The sequence below is a fragment of the Shimia sp. genome, from assembly GCF_022448905.1.
In the GTDB taxonomy this organism is placed as follows: Bacteria; Pseudomonadota; Alphaproteobacteria; order Rhodobacterales; family Rhodobacteraceae; genus Shimia.
The window spans coordinates 125,137-140,076 of the sequence record NZ_JAKVCW010000009.1; the positions used below are offsets into that span (position 1 = coordinate 125,137).

At 57.5% G+C, this 14,940-nt stretch carries 20 protein-coding genes; 7 read left to right on the forward strand and 13 right to left on the reverse strand.

Features of this window, described 5'->3' with window-relative positions:
- Positions 1-2: 2 nt before the first annotated feature.
- From MK208_RS12575 to folK, 5 genes are all read right to left on the reverse strand, one after another.
- Positions 3-737 (reverse strand): pyridoxine 5'-phosphate synthase, encoded by a 735-nt coding sequence (locus MK208_RS12575; protein ID WP_294117000.1) that lies wholly within the window; start codon positions 735-737, stop codon positions 3-5.
- 110 nt (positions 738-847) lie between these two features.
- Positions 848-1,504, reverse strand: a complete 657-nt coding sequence (locus tag MK208_RS12580) for a DUF2062 domain-containing protein (protein WP_294117002.1) — start codon at positions 1,502-1,504, stop codon at positions 848-850.
- An 18-nt stretch (positions 1,505-1,522) separates the two neighbouring features.
- Positions 1,523-3,658: a bifunctional (p)ppGpp synthetase/guanosine-3',5'-bis(diphosphate) 3'-pyrophosphohydrolase gene (locus MK208_RS12585; RefSeq protein ID WP_294117004.1), complete on the reverse strand. Its 2,136-nt coding sequence runs from the start codon at positions 3,656-3,658 to the stop codon at positions 1,523-1,525.
- 27 nt (positions 3,659-3,685) lie between these two features.
- The gene (gene rpoZ / locus MK208_RS12590) at positions 3,686-4,039 is read right to left on the reverse strand and encodes a DNA-directed RNA polymerase subunit omega (RefSeq protein WP_168590999.1); all 354 of its coding nucleotides are present in this window, start codon (positions 4,037-4,039) and stop codon (positions 3,686-3,688) included.
- Between the two features lie 75 nt (positions 4,040-4,114).
- Positions 4,115-4,675, reverse strand: a complete 561-nt coding sequence (folK, locus tag MK208_RS12595) for a 2-amino-4-hydroxy-6-hydroxymethyldihydropteridine diphosphokinase (RefSeq protein WP_294117006.1) — start codon at positions 4,673-4,675, stop codon at positions 4,115-4,117.
- 153 nt (positions 4,676-4,828) lie between these two features.
- On the opposite strand from folK, the gene MK208_RS12600 reads away from it, so the two are divergent.
- Positions 4,829-5,404: an NYN domain-containing protein gene (locus MK208_RS12600; RefSeq protein ID WP_294117008.1), complete on the forward strand. Its 576-nt coding sequence runs from the start codon at positions 4,829-4,831 to the stop codon at positions 5,402-5,404.
- A 48-nt stretch (positions 5,405-5,452) separates the two neighbouring features.
- Here MK208_RS12600 and MK208_RS12605 read toward each other — a convergent pair whose 3' ends face one another.
- Positions 5,453-5,917: a cytochrome c gene (locus tag MK208_RS12605; RefSeq protein ID WP_294117009.1), complete on the reverse strand. Its 465-nt coding sequence runs from the start codon at positions 5,915-5,917 to the stop codon at positions 5,453-5,455.
- Positions 5,918-6,212: 295 nt separating this feature from the next.
- Between MK208_RS12605 and MK208_RS12610 the strand changes: the two genes are divergently transcribed.
- The 4 genes from MK208_RS12610 to rnhA are packed head-to-tail and all read left to right on the forward strand — an operon-like array spanning position 6,213 to position 8,368.
- On the forward strand, positions 6,213-6,677 hold the full coding sequence (locus tag MK208_RS12610; RefSeq protein WP_294117010.1) for a DUF3429 domain-containing protein: 465 nt from the start codon (positions 6,213-6,215) through the stop codon (positions 6,675-6,677).
- A gap of 23 nt (positions 6,678-6,700) precedes the next feature.
- Positions 6,701-7,315 (forward strand): LysE family translocator, encoded by a 615-nt coding sequence (locus MK208_RS12615; protein WP_294117011.1) that lies wholly within the window; start codon positions 6,701-6,703, stop codon positions 7,313-7,315.
- Complete coding sequence (locus tag MK208_RS12620) at positions 7,312-7,917, forward strand: class I SAM-dependent methyltransferase (RefSeq protein ID WP_294117016.1); 606 nt, start codon at positions 7,312-7,314, stop codon at positions 7,915-7,917. The genes MK208_RS12615 and MK208_RS12620 overlap by 4 nt, the downstream gene beginning before the upstream one ends.
- Complete coding sequence (gene rnhA, locus MK208_RS12625) at positions 7,910-8,368, forward strand: ribonuclease HI (protein ID WP_294117018.1); 459 nt, start codon at positions 7,910-7,912, stop codon at positions 8,366-8,368. The genes MK208_RS12620 and rnhA overlap by 8 nt, the downstream gene beginning before the upstream one ends.
- A 12-nt stretch (positions 8,369-8,380) precedes the next feature.
- Here rnhA and MK208_RS12630 read toward each other — a convergent pair whose 3' ends face one another.
- The 6 genes from MK208_RS12630 to def (MK208_RS12655) form a co-directional block, all read right to left on the reverse strand.
- Entirely contained in the window at positions 8,381-9,148 is a 768-nt protein-coding gene (locus tag MK208_RS12630; RefSeq protein WP_294117019.1) for a methyltransferase domain-containing protein, read from the reverse strand.
- A gap of 223 nt (positions 9,149-9,371) precedes the next feature.
- On the reverse strand, positions 9,372-9,608 hold the full coding sequence (locus MK208_RS12635) for a hypothetical protein (RefSeq protein ID WP_294117020.1): 237 nt from the start codon (positions 9,606-9,608) through the stop codon (positions 9,372-9,374).
- A 12-nt stretch (positions 9,609-9,620) separates the two neighbouring features.
- Positions 9,621-10,526 (reverse strand): methionyl-tRNA formyltransferase, encoded by a 906-nt coding sequence (fmt, locus tag MK208_RS12640; RefSeq protein ID WP_294117022.1) that lies wholly within the window; start codon positions 10,524-10,526, stop codon positions 9,621-9,623.
- Positions 10,527-10,549: 23 nt separating this feature from the next.
- The gene (def, locus tag MK208_RS12645) at positions 10,550-11,044 is read right to left on the reverse strand and encodes a peptide deformylase (RefSeq protein WP_294117024.1); all 495 of its coding nucleotides are present in this window, start codon (positions 11,042-11,044) and stop codon (positions 10,550-10,552) included.
- On the reverse strand, positions 11,041-11,532 hold the full coding sequence (gene def, locus MK208_RS12650) for a peptide deformylase (protein WP_294117025.1): 492 nt from the start codon (positions 11,530-11,532) through the stop codon (positions 11,041-11,043). Before def (MK208_RS12650) ends, def (MK208_RS12645) begins: the two co-directional genes overlap by 4 nt.
- Positions 11,529-12,041: a peptide deformylase gene (gene def, locus MK208_RS12655; RefSeq protein WP_294117026.1), complete on the reverse strand. Its 513-nt coding sequence runs from the start codon at positions 12,039-12,041 to the stop codon at positions 11,529-11,531. Before def (MK208_RS12655) ends, def (MK208_RS12650) begins: the two co-directional genes overlap by 4 nt.
- Before the next feature lie 112 nt (positions 12,042-12,153).
- On the opposite strand from def (MK208_RS12655), the gene MK208_RS12660 reads away from it, so the two are divergent.
- A complete protein-coding gene (locus MK208_RS12660) occupies positions 12,154-13,326 on the forward strand; it encodes a MalY/PatB family protein (protein WP_294117029.1) in 1,173 nt (390 codons plus the stop codon).
- Positions 13,327-13,377: 51 nt separating this feature from the next.
- Here MK208_RS12660 and MK208_RS12665 read toward each other — a convergent pair whose 3' ends face one another.
- Positions 13,378-13,731, reverse strand: a complete 354-nt coding sequence (locus tag MK208_RS12665; protein WP_294117031.1) for a hypothetical protein — start codon at positions 13,729-13,731, stop codon at positions 13,378-13,380.
- Between the two features lie 212 nt (positions 13,732-13,943).
- On the opposite strand from MK208_RS12665, the gene MK208_RS12670 reads away from it, so the two are divergent.
- A complete protein-coding gene (locus tag MK208_RS12670; protein ID WP_294117033.1) occupies positions 13,944-14,918 on the forward strand; it encodes a glutathione S-transferase family protein in 975 nt (324 codons plus the stop codon).
- Positions 14,919-14,940: the final 22 nt, after the last annotated feature.

Below are 14,940 nucleotides of genomic sequence, written 5' to 3' on the forward strand. Positions count from 1 at the left end.
GCTTATGAACGCGCCTCGTCCATCAGGCGACGCATTTCCTGGATTGCGGGATCAAGACCACGGAAGATGGATTCGCCAATCAAGAAGTGGCCAATGTTGAGTTCCATGACTTCTGGCAATGCCGCAATCGGCTGCACGGTTTCATAGGTCAAGCCGTGGCCGGCGTGCACTTCGAGGCCGAGGGAATGGGCGAAGGTCGCCATTTCGGTCAGGCGCGCCAATTCGGTGTCGCGTTCTGCAAAACGGCCTTCGTAGTGGAAATCACAATAGGCGCCGGTGTGCAGCTCGATCACTTGCGCGCCGATGCGGTTGGCAGCCTCAATCTGTGCCTTGTCGGCTGCGATAAAGATCGACACGCGACAGCCTGCGTCGCGCAGAGGCGCGATGAAATGGGCCAGCTTGTTTTCCTCACGCGCCACCTCGAGGCCGCCCTCGGTGGTGCGTTCTTCGCGCTTCTCCGGCACGATACAGACCGCGTGCGGCTTGTGGCGCAGGGCAATGGCCTGCATCTCGTCGGTAGCAGCCATCTCAAAGTTGAGCGGCACAGAGAGCGCCTCCATCAGCGCGTCGATGTCTGCGTCTGCGATATGACGACGGTCTTCGCGCAGGTGAGCGGTGATGCCGTCCGCGCCCGCCTCTTCGGCCAGTTTGGCCGCGCGCACCGGATCCGGATAAGCCGAGCCACGTGCGTTGCGCACGGTGGCCACGTGGTCAATGTTCACTCCCAAGCGCAGCATCGCAATTCCTCCGAGACAGGTTTGATCAAATTTGCGGCGAGACTACGGGCAGTGCGGCGCAAGGAAAACCGGTTTTTTGTGTGGATACAATTTCAGCCTGACCGAAGGGATCAGTTGTCCTGCTGCACATTTGCTGCCTGCTCTTCGGCCACAGCGCGGGCCTTGGCAATGCGTTTGGCAAATTTGGCAGAGCGTCGTTTTTGGTAGGCTCGGATCACAGGAACCGAGAGGTAGTACATCACGGTGGCGGTGATGATGCCGGGGATGATGCCGCCGATCATGTAGGGGTAGAACACTTCGTCAAAGAAGATGCGCAGGCCATGCCAATCGGCCACGTTATCGTTAAACATGGCCCAGAAGTTGTGCCAGAGGTCCGCGCCTGCGTTGGCAAATTTCCCCGCCAGAGTGCCTTTGTCGCCCTCTTCAAACTCCGTCCCCAAGATGAAGTGGCCGGTTTTGAGCGACACAACACCAATTGGCAGATAGGTCAGCGGGTTGCCAAAGAAGGTGGCCAGCAAGGCGGCCAGCAGATTGCCACCAAGGATGCGCGAGAGGAGCGCGGCGACCACAAAATGCATGGTGTAAAACGGCGTGAAGGTGGTAAAGACACCGGCCCAGATACCGCGCCCGATGGTCTCAGCAGACCCGGGCAAACGGTGCAGGCGGTGCTGCACGTAGCGCGCCGCCCGTCCCCAGCCACCGCGGGGATAGAAAAACTCTCCGATGATGCGGAGAAATGGTCTTCTATCGCGGCGCTTAAATACCACGGAGGTTCCTCGAGTTCGTCAGGTCGCGAGCGGGCTGCGGACCAAATCTGGGTTTCGGTAGCGTTCGATTTCGGCCACGTCGGTTTCCGCTTCCAATGCCAGCATTAGCTTGTGCAGATGTTCGGCGTCGCCAAGATCCACACTGATCAGAAGTCTGTAAAAATCCGGTTTCCGGTCCACAAACACCATGTCAGAGATATTGGCCTTGTTCTCGCCAATCAATGTGCAAAGTCGCCCCAGTACCCCAGCGTCATTTCCAATCGTGATCAGCAACTGCACCGTGTAGATCGGCTTGTGCTTGCCCGCGTGCCAATGCAGATCAAGCCAGCGCTCGGGCTGGTCTTCGTAGTTGGACAGCGAGTCACAATCGATGGCGTGCACCACCACGCCTTGTCCACGGTAGGTGATGCCGACAATGCGCTCACCAGGAAGCGGCTGACAACAAGGTGCGCGCTGGAAACTCTGGTCAGCGGACAGACCAATCACCGCCCGTTCGGAAGCTACCTCATCGGTCTCTGCCGGAGCGAGGTCTGGGTAAACCGTTTGCAACACTTCTTGGGCGGTCAGCTCGGCAGAGCCTAGGCGGGCCAGAACCTCGTCCTTGTTTTTCAGGCGCAGGTGTTTGGCAGCCAGTTCGAGCGCCTTGTCAGTGGATTTTTTGCCCACATGCTCAAAGGCAGATCGCGCCAGTTCTGCGCCAAGACGCACGTAGCGGTCCCGATCCATCTCCCGCAGCGCGCGGCGGATGGCGGTGCGGGCCTTACCGGTCTTGGCGATGTCGAGCCAGGTGGCTTGCGGCATCTGACCTTCGGCGGTGATGACCTCGACCGACTGGCCGTTTTTGATCCGCGTCCAGAGCGGCACGCGACGGTGGTCCACCTTGGCGCCGACACAGGCATGGCCAATCCGGGTGTGGATCGCGTAAGCAAAATCAATAGGCGTCGCGCCGCGCGGCAGCTTCACCACTTCACCTTTTGGGGTAAAGCAGAAGACCTGATCCGAATACATTTCCAGCTTCACCGCTTCGAGGAAATCTTCGTGATCTTCCTCAGCGTCAAACTGTTCGGTTAGGCCGGAGATCCATTTCACCGGATCGACGGCAAAGGGGTTTTCGCCCCGCACACCGTCTTTGTAGGACCAGTGCGCCGCGACACCGGATTCCGCAACATCATGCATCTGACGGGTGCGAATTTGCACCTCAACGCGGCGCCCGTTGCGGCCGGACACGGTGGTGTGGATCGAGCGGTAGCCGTTGGATTTTGGCTGGCTGATGTAGTCTTTGAAGCGCCCTGGCACAGCGCGCCAACGTTGATGGATCACGCCCAAAGCGCGGTAGCAACTGTCTTCGGTGTCAGTGATGATGCGGAAGCCGTAGATGTCGGACAGGCGCGAGAAGCCCTGATCCTTTTCCTGCATCTTGCGCCAGATTGAATAAGGCTTCTTGGCACGGCCAAAGACTTCCCCCGGAATGTCATGATCGACTAACACCTGACGCATATCCGCCGTCGTGCGCTCGATCACGTCGCCGGTTTCTTTTTGCAGCGTGATGAAGCGCCGCATGATAGACGCGCGACCATCGGGGTTAAGCACCTTGAACGCCAGATCCTCAAGCTCGTCGCGCATCCATTGCATACCCATGCGGCCTGCCAGAGGCGCATAAATGTCCATGGTTTCGCGTGCCTTTTGCCCCTGTTTTTCCGGGCGCATGGCCTTGATCGTCCGCATGTTGTGCAGACGGTCGGCAAGCTTCACCAAGATCACCCGCAGATCCTTGGACATGGCCATAAACAGCTTGCGGAAGTTCTCCGCCTGTTTGGTTTCTGACGAGGACAATTGCAGGTTGGTCAGCTTGGTGACGCCATCGACAAGACCGGCAATCTCGCCGCCAAACAGCTCTTCGACGGACTCATATGAGGCTTTGGTGTCCTCGATGGTGTCGTGCAGAAGCGCTGTGATGATGGAGGCATCATCCAGGTGCTGTTCGGCCAGAATCCAGGCCACTTCGATTGGGTGCGTGTAATAAGGTTCGCCAGAATGGCGGAACTGACCATCGTGCATCTCGCGGCCATAGTCATAGGCCGCGCGAATCAAGTCTTCGTTGGTCTTGGGATTGTAGGCGCGAATGAGATTTACGAGATCGTCCGCAGAGATCATGTGCGCCCACCCATATAGCTTGGGGCCTTAGCCCTGGCCTTGCGCTTCCATCAGGGCGCGCAGAAGTTTTTCTTCGGACATGTCATCTTCTTGCGGGGTGTCCGGCTCGGACCCCATCAGAAGCGCCATACGGTCTTCTTCTGGCTCGTCGACTTCGATCTGGCTCTGGTTGGCCTCGATCAGACGCTCGCGCAGTTCATCCGCGGTCTGGGTTTCCTCTGCGATTTCACGCAGCGCCACCACAGGGTTTTTGTCGTTGTCACGATCCAGAGTGATTGCGGCACCAGCAGACACTTCGCGGGCACGGTGGGACGCAAGCATCACCAGCTCAAAGCGGTTAGGTACTTTGTCTACGCAGTCTTCAACGGTCACGCGGGCCATCGGGCACTCCACTTGTTATGGATCGAGTCAGAAATCGTGTGTGTAAGGGGGATTGTACCCCTTGACAAGCAGGATTCACAGGGGCTGCGGCTCTTTCTGGGCGAATTCCGGCAAATCCCCAAACATTTGAGCCACAGTGCGCCCTAGAACCGGATGTTTCCAGTCTGGTGCGATGTCCATCAGCGGTGCCAGGACAAAGCCGCGGTCCTGCAAACGCGGGTGCGGGAGAATCAGTTCCTCCGGCGCCTCCTGCGTCTGTTGCTCTGGCGGCAGGTCATGCCAGCGCGCCCAGGCTGAGGCATTTGGCAGCACCTGCGACTCAAACCCGATCAGATCGATGTCCAAAGGACGTGTCCCCCACCGGATCAAACGCTCGCGCCCGAACGTGCTCTCTATCTTGTGCAGTTGCGTGAGAAGTTCCGCCGCAGAGAGCGTTGTGTGAATTGCAACTGCGGCATTTACATAATCCGGGCCAGCCTCGGCAGGAAAACAAGGGGTTTGAAAAAAACGGCTAACTGCGCGAATATGAACATCATTCCGGTTCAAATGAATTAAAGATTCTTGCAGAGTTTGAATTGGTGAACCAAATTGAGATGGCAAATTACCGCCAAGAGCCAATAGACCAAAACTACTCACTTTAATCCCTATCTAATTTTCTAGTTGGACAGAACTTACCGCAAATGCTTGCGACCCCCGTAAATATGACTATTTTGAACGTGCTGTCACGCTCACTCCAAATTTTCACTCACGGGACATTCCAGGCGCGGCAGAGTTAGAAAGGACATTTTGATGTTTTACAAAGACGAACGGCTTGCGCTGTTCATAGACGGGTCGAATCTGTACGCGGCTGCGAAGTCGCTCGGGTTCGACATCGACTATAAGCTTCTGCGGCAGGAATTCATGCGCCGCGGCAAGCTGCTCCGCGCCTTTTACTACACAGCGCTGCTGGAAAACGACGAGTATTCGCCGATCCGCCCGCTGGTAGACTGGCTGCATTACAACGGCTTCACCATGGTGACCAAAGCGGCGAAGGAGTACACAGACTCCCAGGGGCGTCGCAAGGTCAAGGGGAACATGGACATTGAGCTGGCGGTGAACGCGATGGAACTGGCGCCACATGTGGACCACATCGTTTTGTTCTCGGGAGATGGGGATTTCCGTCCGCTGGTTGAAAGCCTGCAACGCCAAGGCGTGCGCGTGTCCGTGGTGTCCACGATCCGCAGCCAACCACCGATGATTTCTGACGAGCTGCGCCGTCAGGCTGACAACTTCATTGAGCTGGATGGCCTGCGCGAAGTGATTGGCCGCCCGCCGCGTGATCCGATTCCGGAACACAACCGCGAGTCGGAGATGGCAGACGACTGATCCGTCGCCATAGAGACTTGTGAAAGCCGGAGCCAATGCTCCGGCTTTTTAGTTGGCGGGCGCGTTCGTGCTGTTGTGCATCTCGATGATCTCCGGTGGCCACGTGCTTTTGATAAACCCCAGCACGTCAAGAATGTCCTGATCGCTCAGGGTGTCGGAAAACCCGGGCATATTGCTCTCATAGCCCTGCCCCACCACTGCGGCGGTGCCAAGTTTGGTGAGGCGGAATAGCACGTCATCCGGATGATGCCATGTATGTCCGCTTTCGTCATGTGGCGGGGCTGGCATGAAACCTTCGGGAGAAGGCTGCTTCCAGTTGGGTTCGCCTTCGAGATTTTCACCATGGCAGGACGCGCAATTGTCGGCATAGATCACAGCACCGCGTGCGATGCTTTCTGAGCGGTCGTACGGCAGGCGTACGCCAGGTGCAGAGGCCCCAACCCAAAACTGCCAGACAACGCCGCTAATCACGAGCATTGCCAAAGTCAAAACGCCAAATGTCTTGCGAGTCATTCTCGGCCCTCAAAGTGTCCTGACGCGGCTCTAACGGGGTCCCACACTGGAAGGTCAAGCACTGCAAAATTGAGACTGTAACGCCGCAAACACCACCAAGGCTGCGCGCGCCACATATGGCACGCGAAGCAATCGCCTCGCCCTTACAGGTTAAAATCCAAGGCGACTACCCGGACGTACTCGGGGCATTGCTTGGAGCAATGAGACCGGGCAAAACAACACTAACACTGGGATTGAGGCTTGGGTCACTTGAGAAGGGCCCCGAGAGGACCAATTGCGGGGAGGGAAGGACGACATGGGACAGTTCAAACAAAGGGTGCCAACTGCACCGCTATTGCTCGGGCTTGCCGGGTTGCTGCCGTTTCTGTGGGGCGCGCTGACCTATCTGAATGCCGAGCTCGCTTTGTGGGGTACTAAGGCCCTGGGACCGCGGTTTGTCGGGCCCTATGTCCAGCTTTTCTATGGTTCGGTCATCTTGAGTTTTATGTCCGGCGTGCTTTGGGGATTTGCAACCAAAACTGACGGCGCACAAGCCGCGATTGGCTATGCACTGTCGACCATTCCCGCACTTTGGGCATTTTTCATGACCGGCGGCGGCCCTGTTGGTGCTGGCACCAATCTGATCTTTGGTTTTGTCGGTCTGCTGTTTTTGGATTACACCTTTTTTAGGTGGGGTCTGACCCCGCCATGGTGGATGCAGCTGCGCCTGGTTTTGACCACCGTGGTGGTGGCCTGCCTGGCCATTGGTGTTGTCTTTTAAGTATCTGAGATGAGGAATTAACTGTGCTGTCATTGCAGTTTCTTGTGACCGCCTTTGTGGTGGTGATCGCACCCGGAACCGGGGTTATTTACACATTGGCGATGGGTCTCGGCCAAGGGCCACGCGCCGCACTTTGGGCGGCTTTGGGCTGTACCTTCGGAATCGTGCCACACCTGTTGGCTGCCACATTGGGCTTGGCAGCGGTGCTGCATACCTCAGCGGTTTTGTTCAACGTGGTGAAATTTGCCGGTGTGGCGTACCTGCTGTTCCTCGCCTGGCAGGCGGTGCGCAGTGGCGGAGCCTTGGCGGTCACGGCAGAACGTCAAGCGCAGGCAGGTTTTGTGATCGCGCGACGCGGGGCGTTGATCAACATTTTGAACCCAAAACTCTCGGTGTTCTTCCTCGCGCTACTGCCCCCTTTCCTGAGCGGCAATGCCGCAACCGCGACCATGGAAATGACATTGCTGGGCGGCGTGTTCATGGCGCTGACCTTTGGGGTGTTTGTGCTTTATGGGCTGTTTGCCGCCAAGGCCCGCGACCTGCTGCTGGGCAGTGAGCGGGTGATGACGTGGTTGAACCGCAGCTTTGCCACGATCTTTGTGGCGCTGGCCGGACGGCTCGCGATGGAACGCGCATGAGCGACAAAGGCACATTGGCGGTCTACGCAGCAGCCGCTGGCGAATACGCGAAGCGGTTTGCACGAGTTGCAGAGTCCGATGTTGATCAATTCAGCGATCTGGCAGCGTTCTTTGAGTTATTACCTGACAATGGCTTGGTATTGGATTTGGGCTGTGGGCCGGGACAATGGGCAGCGAAAATCCGAGAGGCCGGTTATCGTGTGGAGGGCATGGATGCCTCACCGGAGATGGCAGCATTGGCGAAAGAGCGCTTTGATTTGGATGTGACCGTTGGTGTGTTTGAGGACCTAGACGCAAGCGGCGTGTTTGATGGGATCTGGGCAAACTTTAGTTTGTTGCATGCGCCAAAAGCCGCGATGCCTGAACACCTTAACCGTATTCATCGCGCCCTAAAGCCGAGCGGAGCGTTCCACATTGGCACCAAGCTTGGGGAAGGCGAAGACCGTGACCATCTGGGTCGGTTTTACAGCTACTATCAAGCCGAAGAACTGACAGTCCTCTTGGAGGAGGCAGGCTTTACGGTTGTGCGAAAAAGAACCGGATCTGCTGTGGGATTGGCTGGTAGTAAAGACACTTTTGTCATACTCACGGCCCATGGCTAGTTTGATTGCATATACCGATGGCGCATGTTCCGGAAACCCTGGTCCAGGAGGCTGGGGCACGTTGTTGCAAGCCAAGGACGGCGACACGGTGGTGAAGGAACGCGAGCTGAAAGGCGGCGCGGAGAACACCACCAACAACAAGATGGAACTGATGGCCGCCATCATGGCGCTGGAGACCTTGGAACGGGCCAGCACCATCACGGTGGTGACCGACAGCACCTATGTCAAAAACGGCGTGACCGGCTGGATCTTTGGCTGGAAGAAAAACGGCTGGAAGACTTCGGCCAAGAAGCCAGTGAAAAATGCTGATTTGTGGCAGCGTCTGGATGCGGCGCAGGCGCGGCATCAGGTGACCTGGGAATGGGTCAAAGGCCATGCGGGCCATCCGGAAAACGAACGCGCGGACGAGTTGGCCCGCGCGGGCATGGCCCCGTTTAAGCCCGGAAAGTAATGGCGGGGGCGCTTACTGCGCCGCCACGTCCGGATCAGCACTTTCAGACCAACGTTGTTGGTAGTCACTTTGGTAGACTTTGCGTGAGCCACCGCGCATTGACTTCATCGGTTTGCGGACTGCATAGGACAGAATGATTGGCCCATCCGGCAGTTTGCCTTTCAGGCGCGGGCGCGAGCCGGTTTCATTAGGGTTGGTCGTGGTCACCGCGCGATTAGCGTAGACCGGCAGAATGGGCTGCAATACACATTCCAGCACTTCATAGCCGAGGGTTTTCTCCCAGAAGCCGTACACCATCTCCGGTGTGATTTGGTAAAAGCCGTGGTTGATCCAGCCATTACACGGGCTGTGTCCAATCATCACGCCGCCTGGTTTCAGCATGCGGTCGATGTTGCGAAAAGCGGTGGGCAGGTCAAAGACATGCTCGCAGGTGCCACCGTCGTAGATCACGTCAAATTTCTTGTGCAGTTTCTTGGGCACCCAATCAGCCAGGTCCTGCACGATGGTGGCGTTCTCAAAATCGGACACATCCATGCTGTCGACGTTTTCAAACCCAATCTTGTGAAAGAAGGTCTCTGAATACTCGTCATTTGGATTGGCGAGATCTTCCTCAGAAAGGTCTGGAAACCGCTCTTCCAACGTGGCGGCAAACATCGCAGCGGAGCGTTTGCGACGGCTGCCCATCCAGCGTTGGCGGCCCAGCATCAAAAAGTCCCCGCCCAGATCATTGTCGCAGACAACATTCATTATCCGCATCGCCAAAGTGTCAGGAATCGCCATTGTTTACCCTACCCTGTTGCTCGGTTGAGACAGCCGGATCTGCTGTCTTATTGGTCTTTTAGAAGTCCCGCGATGCGCGACCGATCCAAGTGGAGGACCGCAACACCAGACATGCCTCTGTTTGATGGGCACTTTCTTTGAGACTACCCGCAGGGCGCGCAGGTCGTCTACAATTTTCGGCTTTTGCGCAAGCTTTGGTTAACGCCTTGACACATCAAGCGTTTCATCGCCGAAAATGGGTCGGAACGATAATCAACGCGCCAACCGAAGACACAATGGCATTGAGGCCGGGGCTGCCGAAGCCGATGTGGAACATGCGGCTGATCATAAAGAACAGGAAGGCGCCGCCGATGCAGATGATGATCGAGGGAATGTATCCGTTGCGCGTAAAACCGCTGCGCTCTGACAGGTAGCCAACGATGCCGGCGATGATGACAGTGCCAAAGAAAGAAAAGAACATGACGCGGACGCCTTACAACTGTTGACCTTTGGTGAGCGGGAAGCCCCGCAGAAAGATATCCGCATCTTGCGCGCCTTTGCCCGCACGTTGCAAGCGCAGGAGTTGTACCGCGCCTTCGCCGCACGCCACCGTCAGTATGTCGTCCAACAGCGTGCCCGCCGGGCCGGCGCCTTCGGCAAGCCGTGAGGCCAGTAGTTTCACCCGCTGACCGTCGATTTCGGTCCAGGCACCCGGGAACGGAGACAGGCCGCGAATTTTGCGATCCACCTCTGCCGCAGGCGCGGACCAATCAATGCGGGATTCCGCCTTGTCGATTTTTTCCGCGTAGGTCACGCCCGCTTCGGGCTGAGGTGTGGCGGTCAGGGTGGTGATATCTGCCAGCGTGTCGACAATCGCCGTGGAGCCCAGCGCGGCAAGGCGATCGTGCAATTGTGCGGTGGTTTCTTCCGCACCGATCTCTAGCGCACGCTCCATCAGCACAGGGCCGGTGTCCAGGCCGGCGTCCATTTGCATGATGCAAACGCCGGTTTCCTTGTCGCCCGCCATAATCGCGCGGTGGATTGGCGCGGCGCCGCGCCAACGCGGCAGGAGGCTGGCGTGGATGTTGAGGCATCCGTGCGTGGGCGTGTCGAGCACATACTGCGGCAGGATGAGACCATAGGCGACAACCACGCCGACATCAGCGTCAATGCTGGCGATCAGCGCTTTGGACTCATCTGTGCGCAGCGACTTGGGGTGATGCACCGTCAGGCCGAGTTCCAAGGCGCGCGCATGGACCGGTGTGGGACGGTCTTTCTTGCCGCGGCCTGCGGGGCGAGGTGGTTGGCAAAAGACGGCGACAATTTCGTGCCCAGCGTCAATCAACGCGTCAAGAACGGAGACGGAAAACTCCGGGGTGCCCATGAAAAGAATGCGCATGGTGTTGTCTCCTGTTCGTGAGCTTAGCGGCGCTTCTGCGCCTTTTTGATCAGCATGGCGCGTTTGGTTTTGCTGAGGTGATCAAAGTACATCTTGCCGTTGATGTGGTCGATCTGGTGTTGTACGGAGGTGGCCCAGAGACCGACAAAGTCTTTCTCCACTGTCTCGCCATTTTCATCCATGTAGCGCACGGTTACGGCGCGGGGGCGGGAGATTTTGGCGGAAACACCAACCAGATTGGGGCTGGCCTCTTCGTGTTCGCGCGGCTGCACAGACGCGTGCAGGATTTCCGGGTTGGCCATGCGGACGGCAGATTTGCCCTCCTCGGTGGCATCCACAACGATCAGACGTTTGAGCACACCGATCTGGTTCGCGCCCATGCCGACGCCAGGCATGGCGTACATGGTGTCGATCAGATCATCCCACACCTGACGCACCTCATCGGTGATCTCGTCCACCGGCTCGGAGACAGTGCGCAGGCGTTTGTCAGGCCACGGCAGGCAGGTGCGAACGGTCATGGGGCTTCATATCCTTTTAGAATGTCGGCGCTCGCCGCTTCTGACAGATGGTCGAGGGTGACACGTCCATCCAGATGGTCCATTTCGTGCTGGATGCAGCGGGCCTCGAACCCGTCGAAGCTTTGCTCTTGAGCCGTGCCGTGCGCATCTTTCCAGCGGACAGTTATCTCTGTCGGGCGGACAACCGGCACCATCAAGCCGGGAATGGACAGACACCCTTCGTCCAGAGTGTCGTTCTCCGCGCCGGCGGCGATGATTTCTGGATCGAGGAAGGCCATGGGCGTTTTGGTGCCTTCCTTCCATGTGCAATCCATCACAAAAATCCGCTTCATCACGCCGACTTGCGGGCCGGCCAAACCACGCCCGGGCGCAGCGTACATGGTGTCAAACATATCGGCGATCAGGCCGCACAGGTCTTCGCCCTCAACGGCGGCACAAGACTGTGCCAATCGCGCGTCCGGATAGAACACCAGCGGCAGCACACTCATCCGCGCGCCAACTCGCGTTTCATTTTCTGAGACTTGCGAATCATCATTTGACGCTTCATTGGGCCAAGGTAGTCGATGAAGAGCTTGCCATTGAGGTGATCAATCTCGTGCTGCACGCAGGTCGCCCAAAGGCCGTCGAAGTCTTTTTCCTGCGGGTTGCCGTCCATATCGATCCAGCCCACACGCACTTCAGCCGGGCGGGTGACCTCGGCAAACTGTTCCGGGATCGACAGGCAGCCTTCCTCGTAGACATTGAGGTCCTCTGAGCTCGACAGCACTTCGGGATTGAACATCACCACTGGTTCCGGCTCACCATCCTTAACGCAATCCATCACGATCAGACGGTCCAACACGCCAACCTGCGGCGCGGCCAGGCCGATGCCCGGCGCGTCATACATGGTTTGCAGCATGTCTTCGGCCAGTGCGCGCAGATCATCGGAGAGATCGGCAACAGGCGCACAGACCTTTTTCAGGCGCGGATCGGGGTGAATGAGAATTGGTTTGATCATGGCCCCCATCTAGGACAGTCGCGCCTTCTGCGCAACGGGGTAGCTTGCGGGGTTGCACGCGAGCCGCAAATCGGTAGCGTGCAGTTGCGTTGTTAAGCAAAGGACACCCACCATGAATTTTGACGAGATCATCGACCGCTTTGGCTCCCATTCCGTGAAATGGGACATGATGGAGAAAATCTATGGTGTGCCGGCGGACGACGGGATCGCGATGTGGGTGGCCGACATGGATTTCCGTCCACCGGCCTGCGTGACCAATGCGGTCAAAGGCATGATCGACACCGGGGTGTTTGGTTATTACGGCGATGATGTCGCCTATCGCGACGCGATCCGGTGGTGGATGAAAGAGCGCCACAACTGGTCGGTGGAGCGTGACGAGATTTTCACCACGCACGGGTTGGTGAATGGCACCGGTCTTTGTGTGGACGCGTTTAGTTCTGTAGGCGATGGTGTTGTGCTGACCACGCCGGTGTATCACGCATTTGCACGAGTGATTAAGGCGGCGGGCCGCGAAGTTGTGGAATGCGAGCTCGTGAACAACGACGGTCGCTATGAAATGGACTTTGACGCCTGGGATGCTCAGATGAAGGGACATGAGACCATGTTCATCCTCTGCTCCCCGCACAATCCAGGTGGCCGCGTATGGTCCGGTGAAGAGCTGCAAGGCGTGGCTGACTTCTGTAAGCGCCATGGCCTCATTCTCGTGAGCGACGAGATCCACCACGATCTGGTGTACCCAGGTCAGACCCATATCCCGATGGTGAATGTCGATCCAAGCATTCTGGACCGGTTGGTGATGATGACCGCCACCACCAAGACTTTCAACATCGCCGGTGGTCTGACCGGGAACGTGATCATCCCGGATGAAAAGCTGCGCGCAAAATTTGCAGCGCGTCAGGCAGCCCTTGGCCTGTCCCCCAACAGCTTTGGTTTGTTTATGGCCGAAGCCGCTTATTCGCCAGAGGGCGCGGCCTGGGTTGACGGGCTAATCGAATACCTCGACGGCAACCGCAAGATTTTGGACAACGCGATTGCAGACATACCGGGACTGTCCTCGATGTCATTGGAAGCGACCTATCTGAGCTGGGTGGATTTCTCCGGCACGGGCATGGCGCGGGAAGAGTTCACCAAGCGGGTGGAAAAAGGCGCGCGGGTGTGTGTGAACCACGGCCCCACTTTCGGCAAAGGCGGCGACAGCTTCCTGCGGTTCAACATCGCCACCCCGCGGGCGCGCGTGCAAGAAGCCGCCTCCCGATTGGCCGAGGCGTTTGCAGACCTTCAATAAACCAACAAGGGCGGGGAATTCCCCGCCCTTTTGTTTTGCCAATATCGCGCTTTAGTTGGGGCGACCCAGCAACCCGGCCGGGGTCGGTTCGCTCTGGTAGTAGTCCACCGGTGCCTGATCTGCGACAGCCGTGGCGCGTTTGAATTCATAGTGCATTTCGCCATCTTCCTCGTCGGTCGCCACAACAAGGCACTGCGAAATATGTTTGGAGCCGTCATAGAGGTTGACCAACCCGCGCAGACGTGGCGCAGTTTCGGCATCCAGCGTAAAACCATCGTCCAGAAAACGCACAACCCGGACACTCATACCATCCGCCTCAACCCGCAGGCGGTGACGCTGTTTCAGCGCTTTTTTACGCGCGGCATCAAAGCCGGCCTGCACTTCGGCAGAAAAATACGTGCTCATGGGATTCTCCATCGTTCGTCTTACTGCATCTCACCATGGTGCACCGGTCAAGCGAAGATTTCGTAAACAGTCTGGTTCCTTAGCGGCCCCGCCAAGTTCGTCATCGGCGAGCGGGATGTGCAAATACGCGCAACACTCGCGCGTGTGTGTTGGTTTTTTGAGAAGACACGCTGACTTAGGTTGAAGTCAACTTAGACACAAAGGAATGCGCGATGGGTTTGCTTGTAGACGGCACATGGACCGACCAGTGGTATGACACCAAATCACATGGGGGCAAGTTTGTGCGCTCGGCGGCACAGTTCCGCAATTGGATCACCGCTGATGGCAGTGCCGGGCCAAGTGGCAAAGGTGGATTTAAAGCAGAGAGCGGACGGTATCACCTCTATGTGTCCTACGCCTGCCCCTGGGCGCATCGCACGCTGATCTTTCGCAAACTGAAAGGTCTGGAAGAGCACATCACCGTGTCCGCAGTACATCCCGATATGTTCAGCGAGGGCTGGACCTTTGAGACGGACGATCATGGTGCAACCGGCGACACGCTCTATGGTCTAGCGTTTGCCCACAACGTCTACACCAAGGCGGACCCGACCTATTCCGGCCGTGTGACCGTGCCGATCCTATGGGATAAGCAGCAGAAAACCATCGTGAGCAACGAAAGCTCCGAGATCATCCGCATGTTCAACAACGCCTTTGACGAGCTCACCGGCAACAAGTTGGACTTTTGGCCTGAAGGCCAACGCGCGGACATCGAAGAGGTCAATGAGCGAATCTACGACACGCTCAACAATGGGGTCTACAAAAGTGGGTTTGCCACCACGCAGGAGGCTTATGACGCCGCTATCTATCCGTTGTTTGACACTTTGGAGTGGCTGGAAGACCGGCTGTCGCAGAACCGTTATCTGATGGGGGATCAGATCACCGAGGCGGACTGGCGGTTGTTCACCACGTTGATCCGCTTTGATCCGGTCTATCACCTGCATTTCAAATGTAACCGGAAGCGGATTGTGGATTACCCTAACCTCTGGGCCTACTCACGTGAGCTCTATCAGGTGCCCGGCGTGGCGGAGACGGTGAACTTCAAACACATCGTGGACCACTATCTGCGCAGCCACACCAGCATCAATCCTCATCAGATTGTGCCGATCAATCCGGTGATTGACTATGACGCGCCACACGGGCGCGGCTGATTGAGCAAATCCCCCCTGCGCA

Bases quoted from the DNA above. Each gene is read 5' to 3' on its own strand.
- MK208_RS12575 (WP_294117000.1), bottom strand. From the start codon at position 737: ATGCTGCGCTTGGGAGTGAACATTGACCACGTGGCCACCGTGCGCAAC.
- MK208_RS12585 (WP_294117004.1), bottom strand. From the start codon at position 3,658: ATGATCTCTGCGGACGATCTCGTAAATCTCATTCGCGCCTACAATCCC.
- rpoZ (WP_168590999.1), bottom strand. From the start codon at position 4,039: ATGGCCCGCGTGACCGTTGAAGACTGCGTAGACAAAGTACCTAACCGC.
- MK208_RS12600 (WP_294117008.1), top strand. From the start codon at position 4,829: ATGTTTTACAAAGACGAACGGCTTGCGCTGTTCATAGACGGGTCGAAT.
- MK208_RS12605 (WP_294117009.1), bottom strand. From the start codon at position 5,917: ATGACTCGCAAGACATTTGGCGTTTTGACTTTGGCAATGCTCGTGATT.
- MK208_RS12610 (WP_294117010.1), top strand. From the start codon at position 6,213: ATGGGACAGTTCAAACAAAGGGTGCCAACTGCACCGCTATTGCTCGGG.
- MK208_RS12620 (WP_294117016.1), top strand. From the start codon at position 7,312: ATGAGCGACAAAGGCACATTGGCGGTCTACGCAGCAGCCGCTGGCGAA.
- rnhA (WP_294117018.1), top strand. From the start codon at position 7,910: ATGGCTAGTTTGATTGCATATACCGATGGCGCATGTTCCGGAAACCCT.
- MK208_RS12630 (WP_294117019.1), bottom strand. From the start codon at position 9,148: ATGGCGATTCCTGACACTTTGGCGATGCGGATAATGAATGTTGTCTGC.
- MK208_RS12635 (WP_294117020.1), bottom strand. From the start codon at position 9,608: ATGTTCTTTTCTTTCTTTGGCACTGTCATCATCGCCGGCATCGTTGGC.
- fmt (WP_294117022.1), bottom strand. From the start codon at position 10,526: ATGCGCATTCTTTTCATGGGCACCCCGGAGTTTTCCGTCTCCGTTCTT.
- def (WP_294117024.1), bottom strand. From the start codon at position 11,044: ATGACCGTTCGCACCTGCCTGCCGTGGCCTGACAAACGCCTGCGCACT.
- def (WP_294117025.1), bottom strand. From the start codon at position 11,532: ATGAGTGTGCTGCCGCTGGTGTTCTATCCGGACGCGCGATTGGCACAG.
- def (WP_294117026.1), bottom strand. From the start codon at position 12,041: ATGATCAAACCAATTCTCATTCACCCCGATCCGCGCCTGAAAAAGGTC.
- MK208_RS12660 (WP_294117029.1), top strand. From the start codon at position 12,154: ATGAATTTTGACGAGATCATCGACCGCTTTGGCTCCCATTCCGTGAAA.
- MK208_RS12665 (WP_294117031.1), bottom strand. From the start codon at position 13,731: ATGAGCACGTATTTTTCTGCCGAAGTGCAGGCCGGCTTTGATGCCGCG.
- MK208_RS12670 (WP_294117033.1), top strand. From the start codon at position 13,944: ATGGGTTTGCTTGTAGACGGCACATGGACCGACCAGTGGTATGACACC.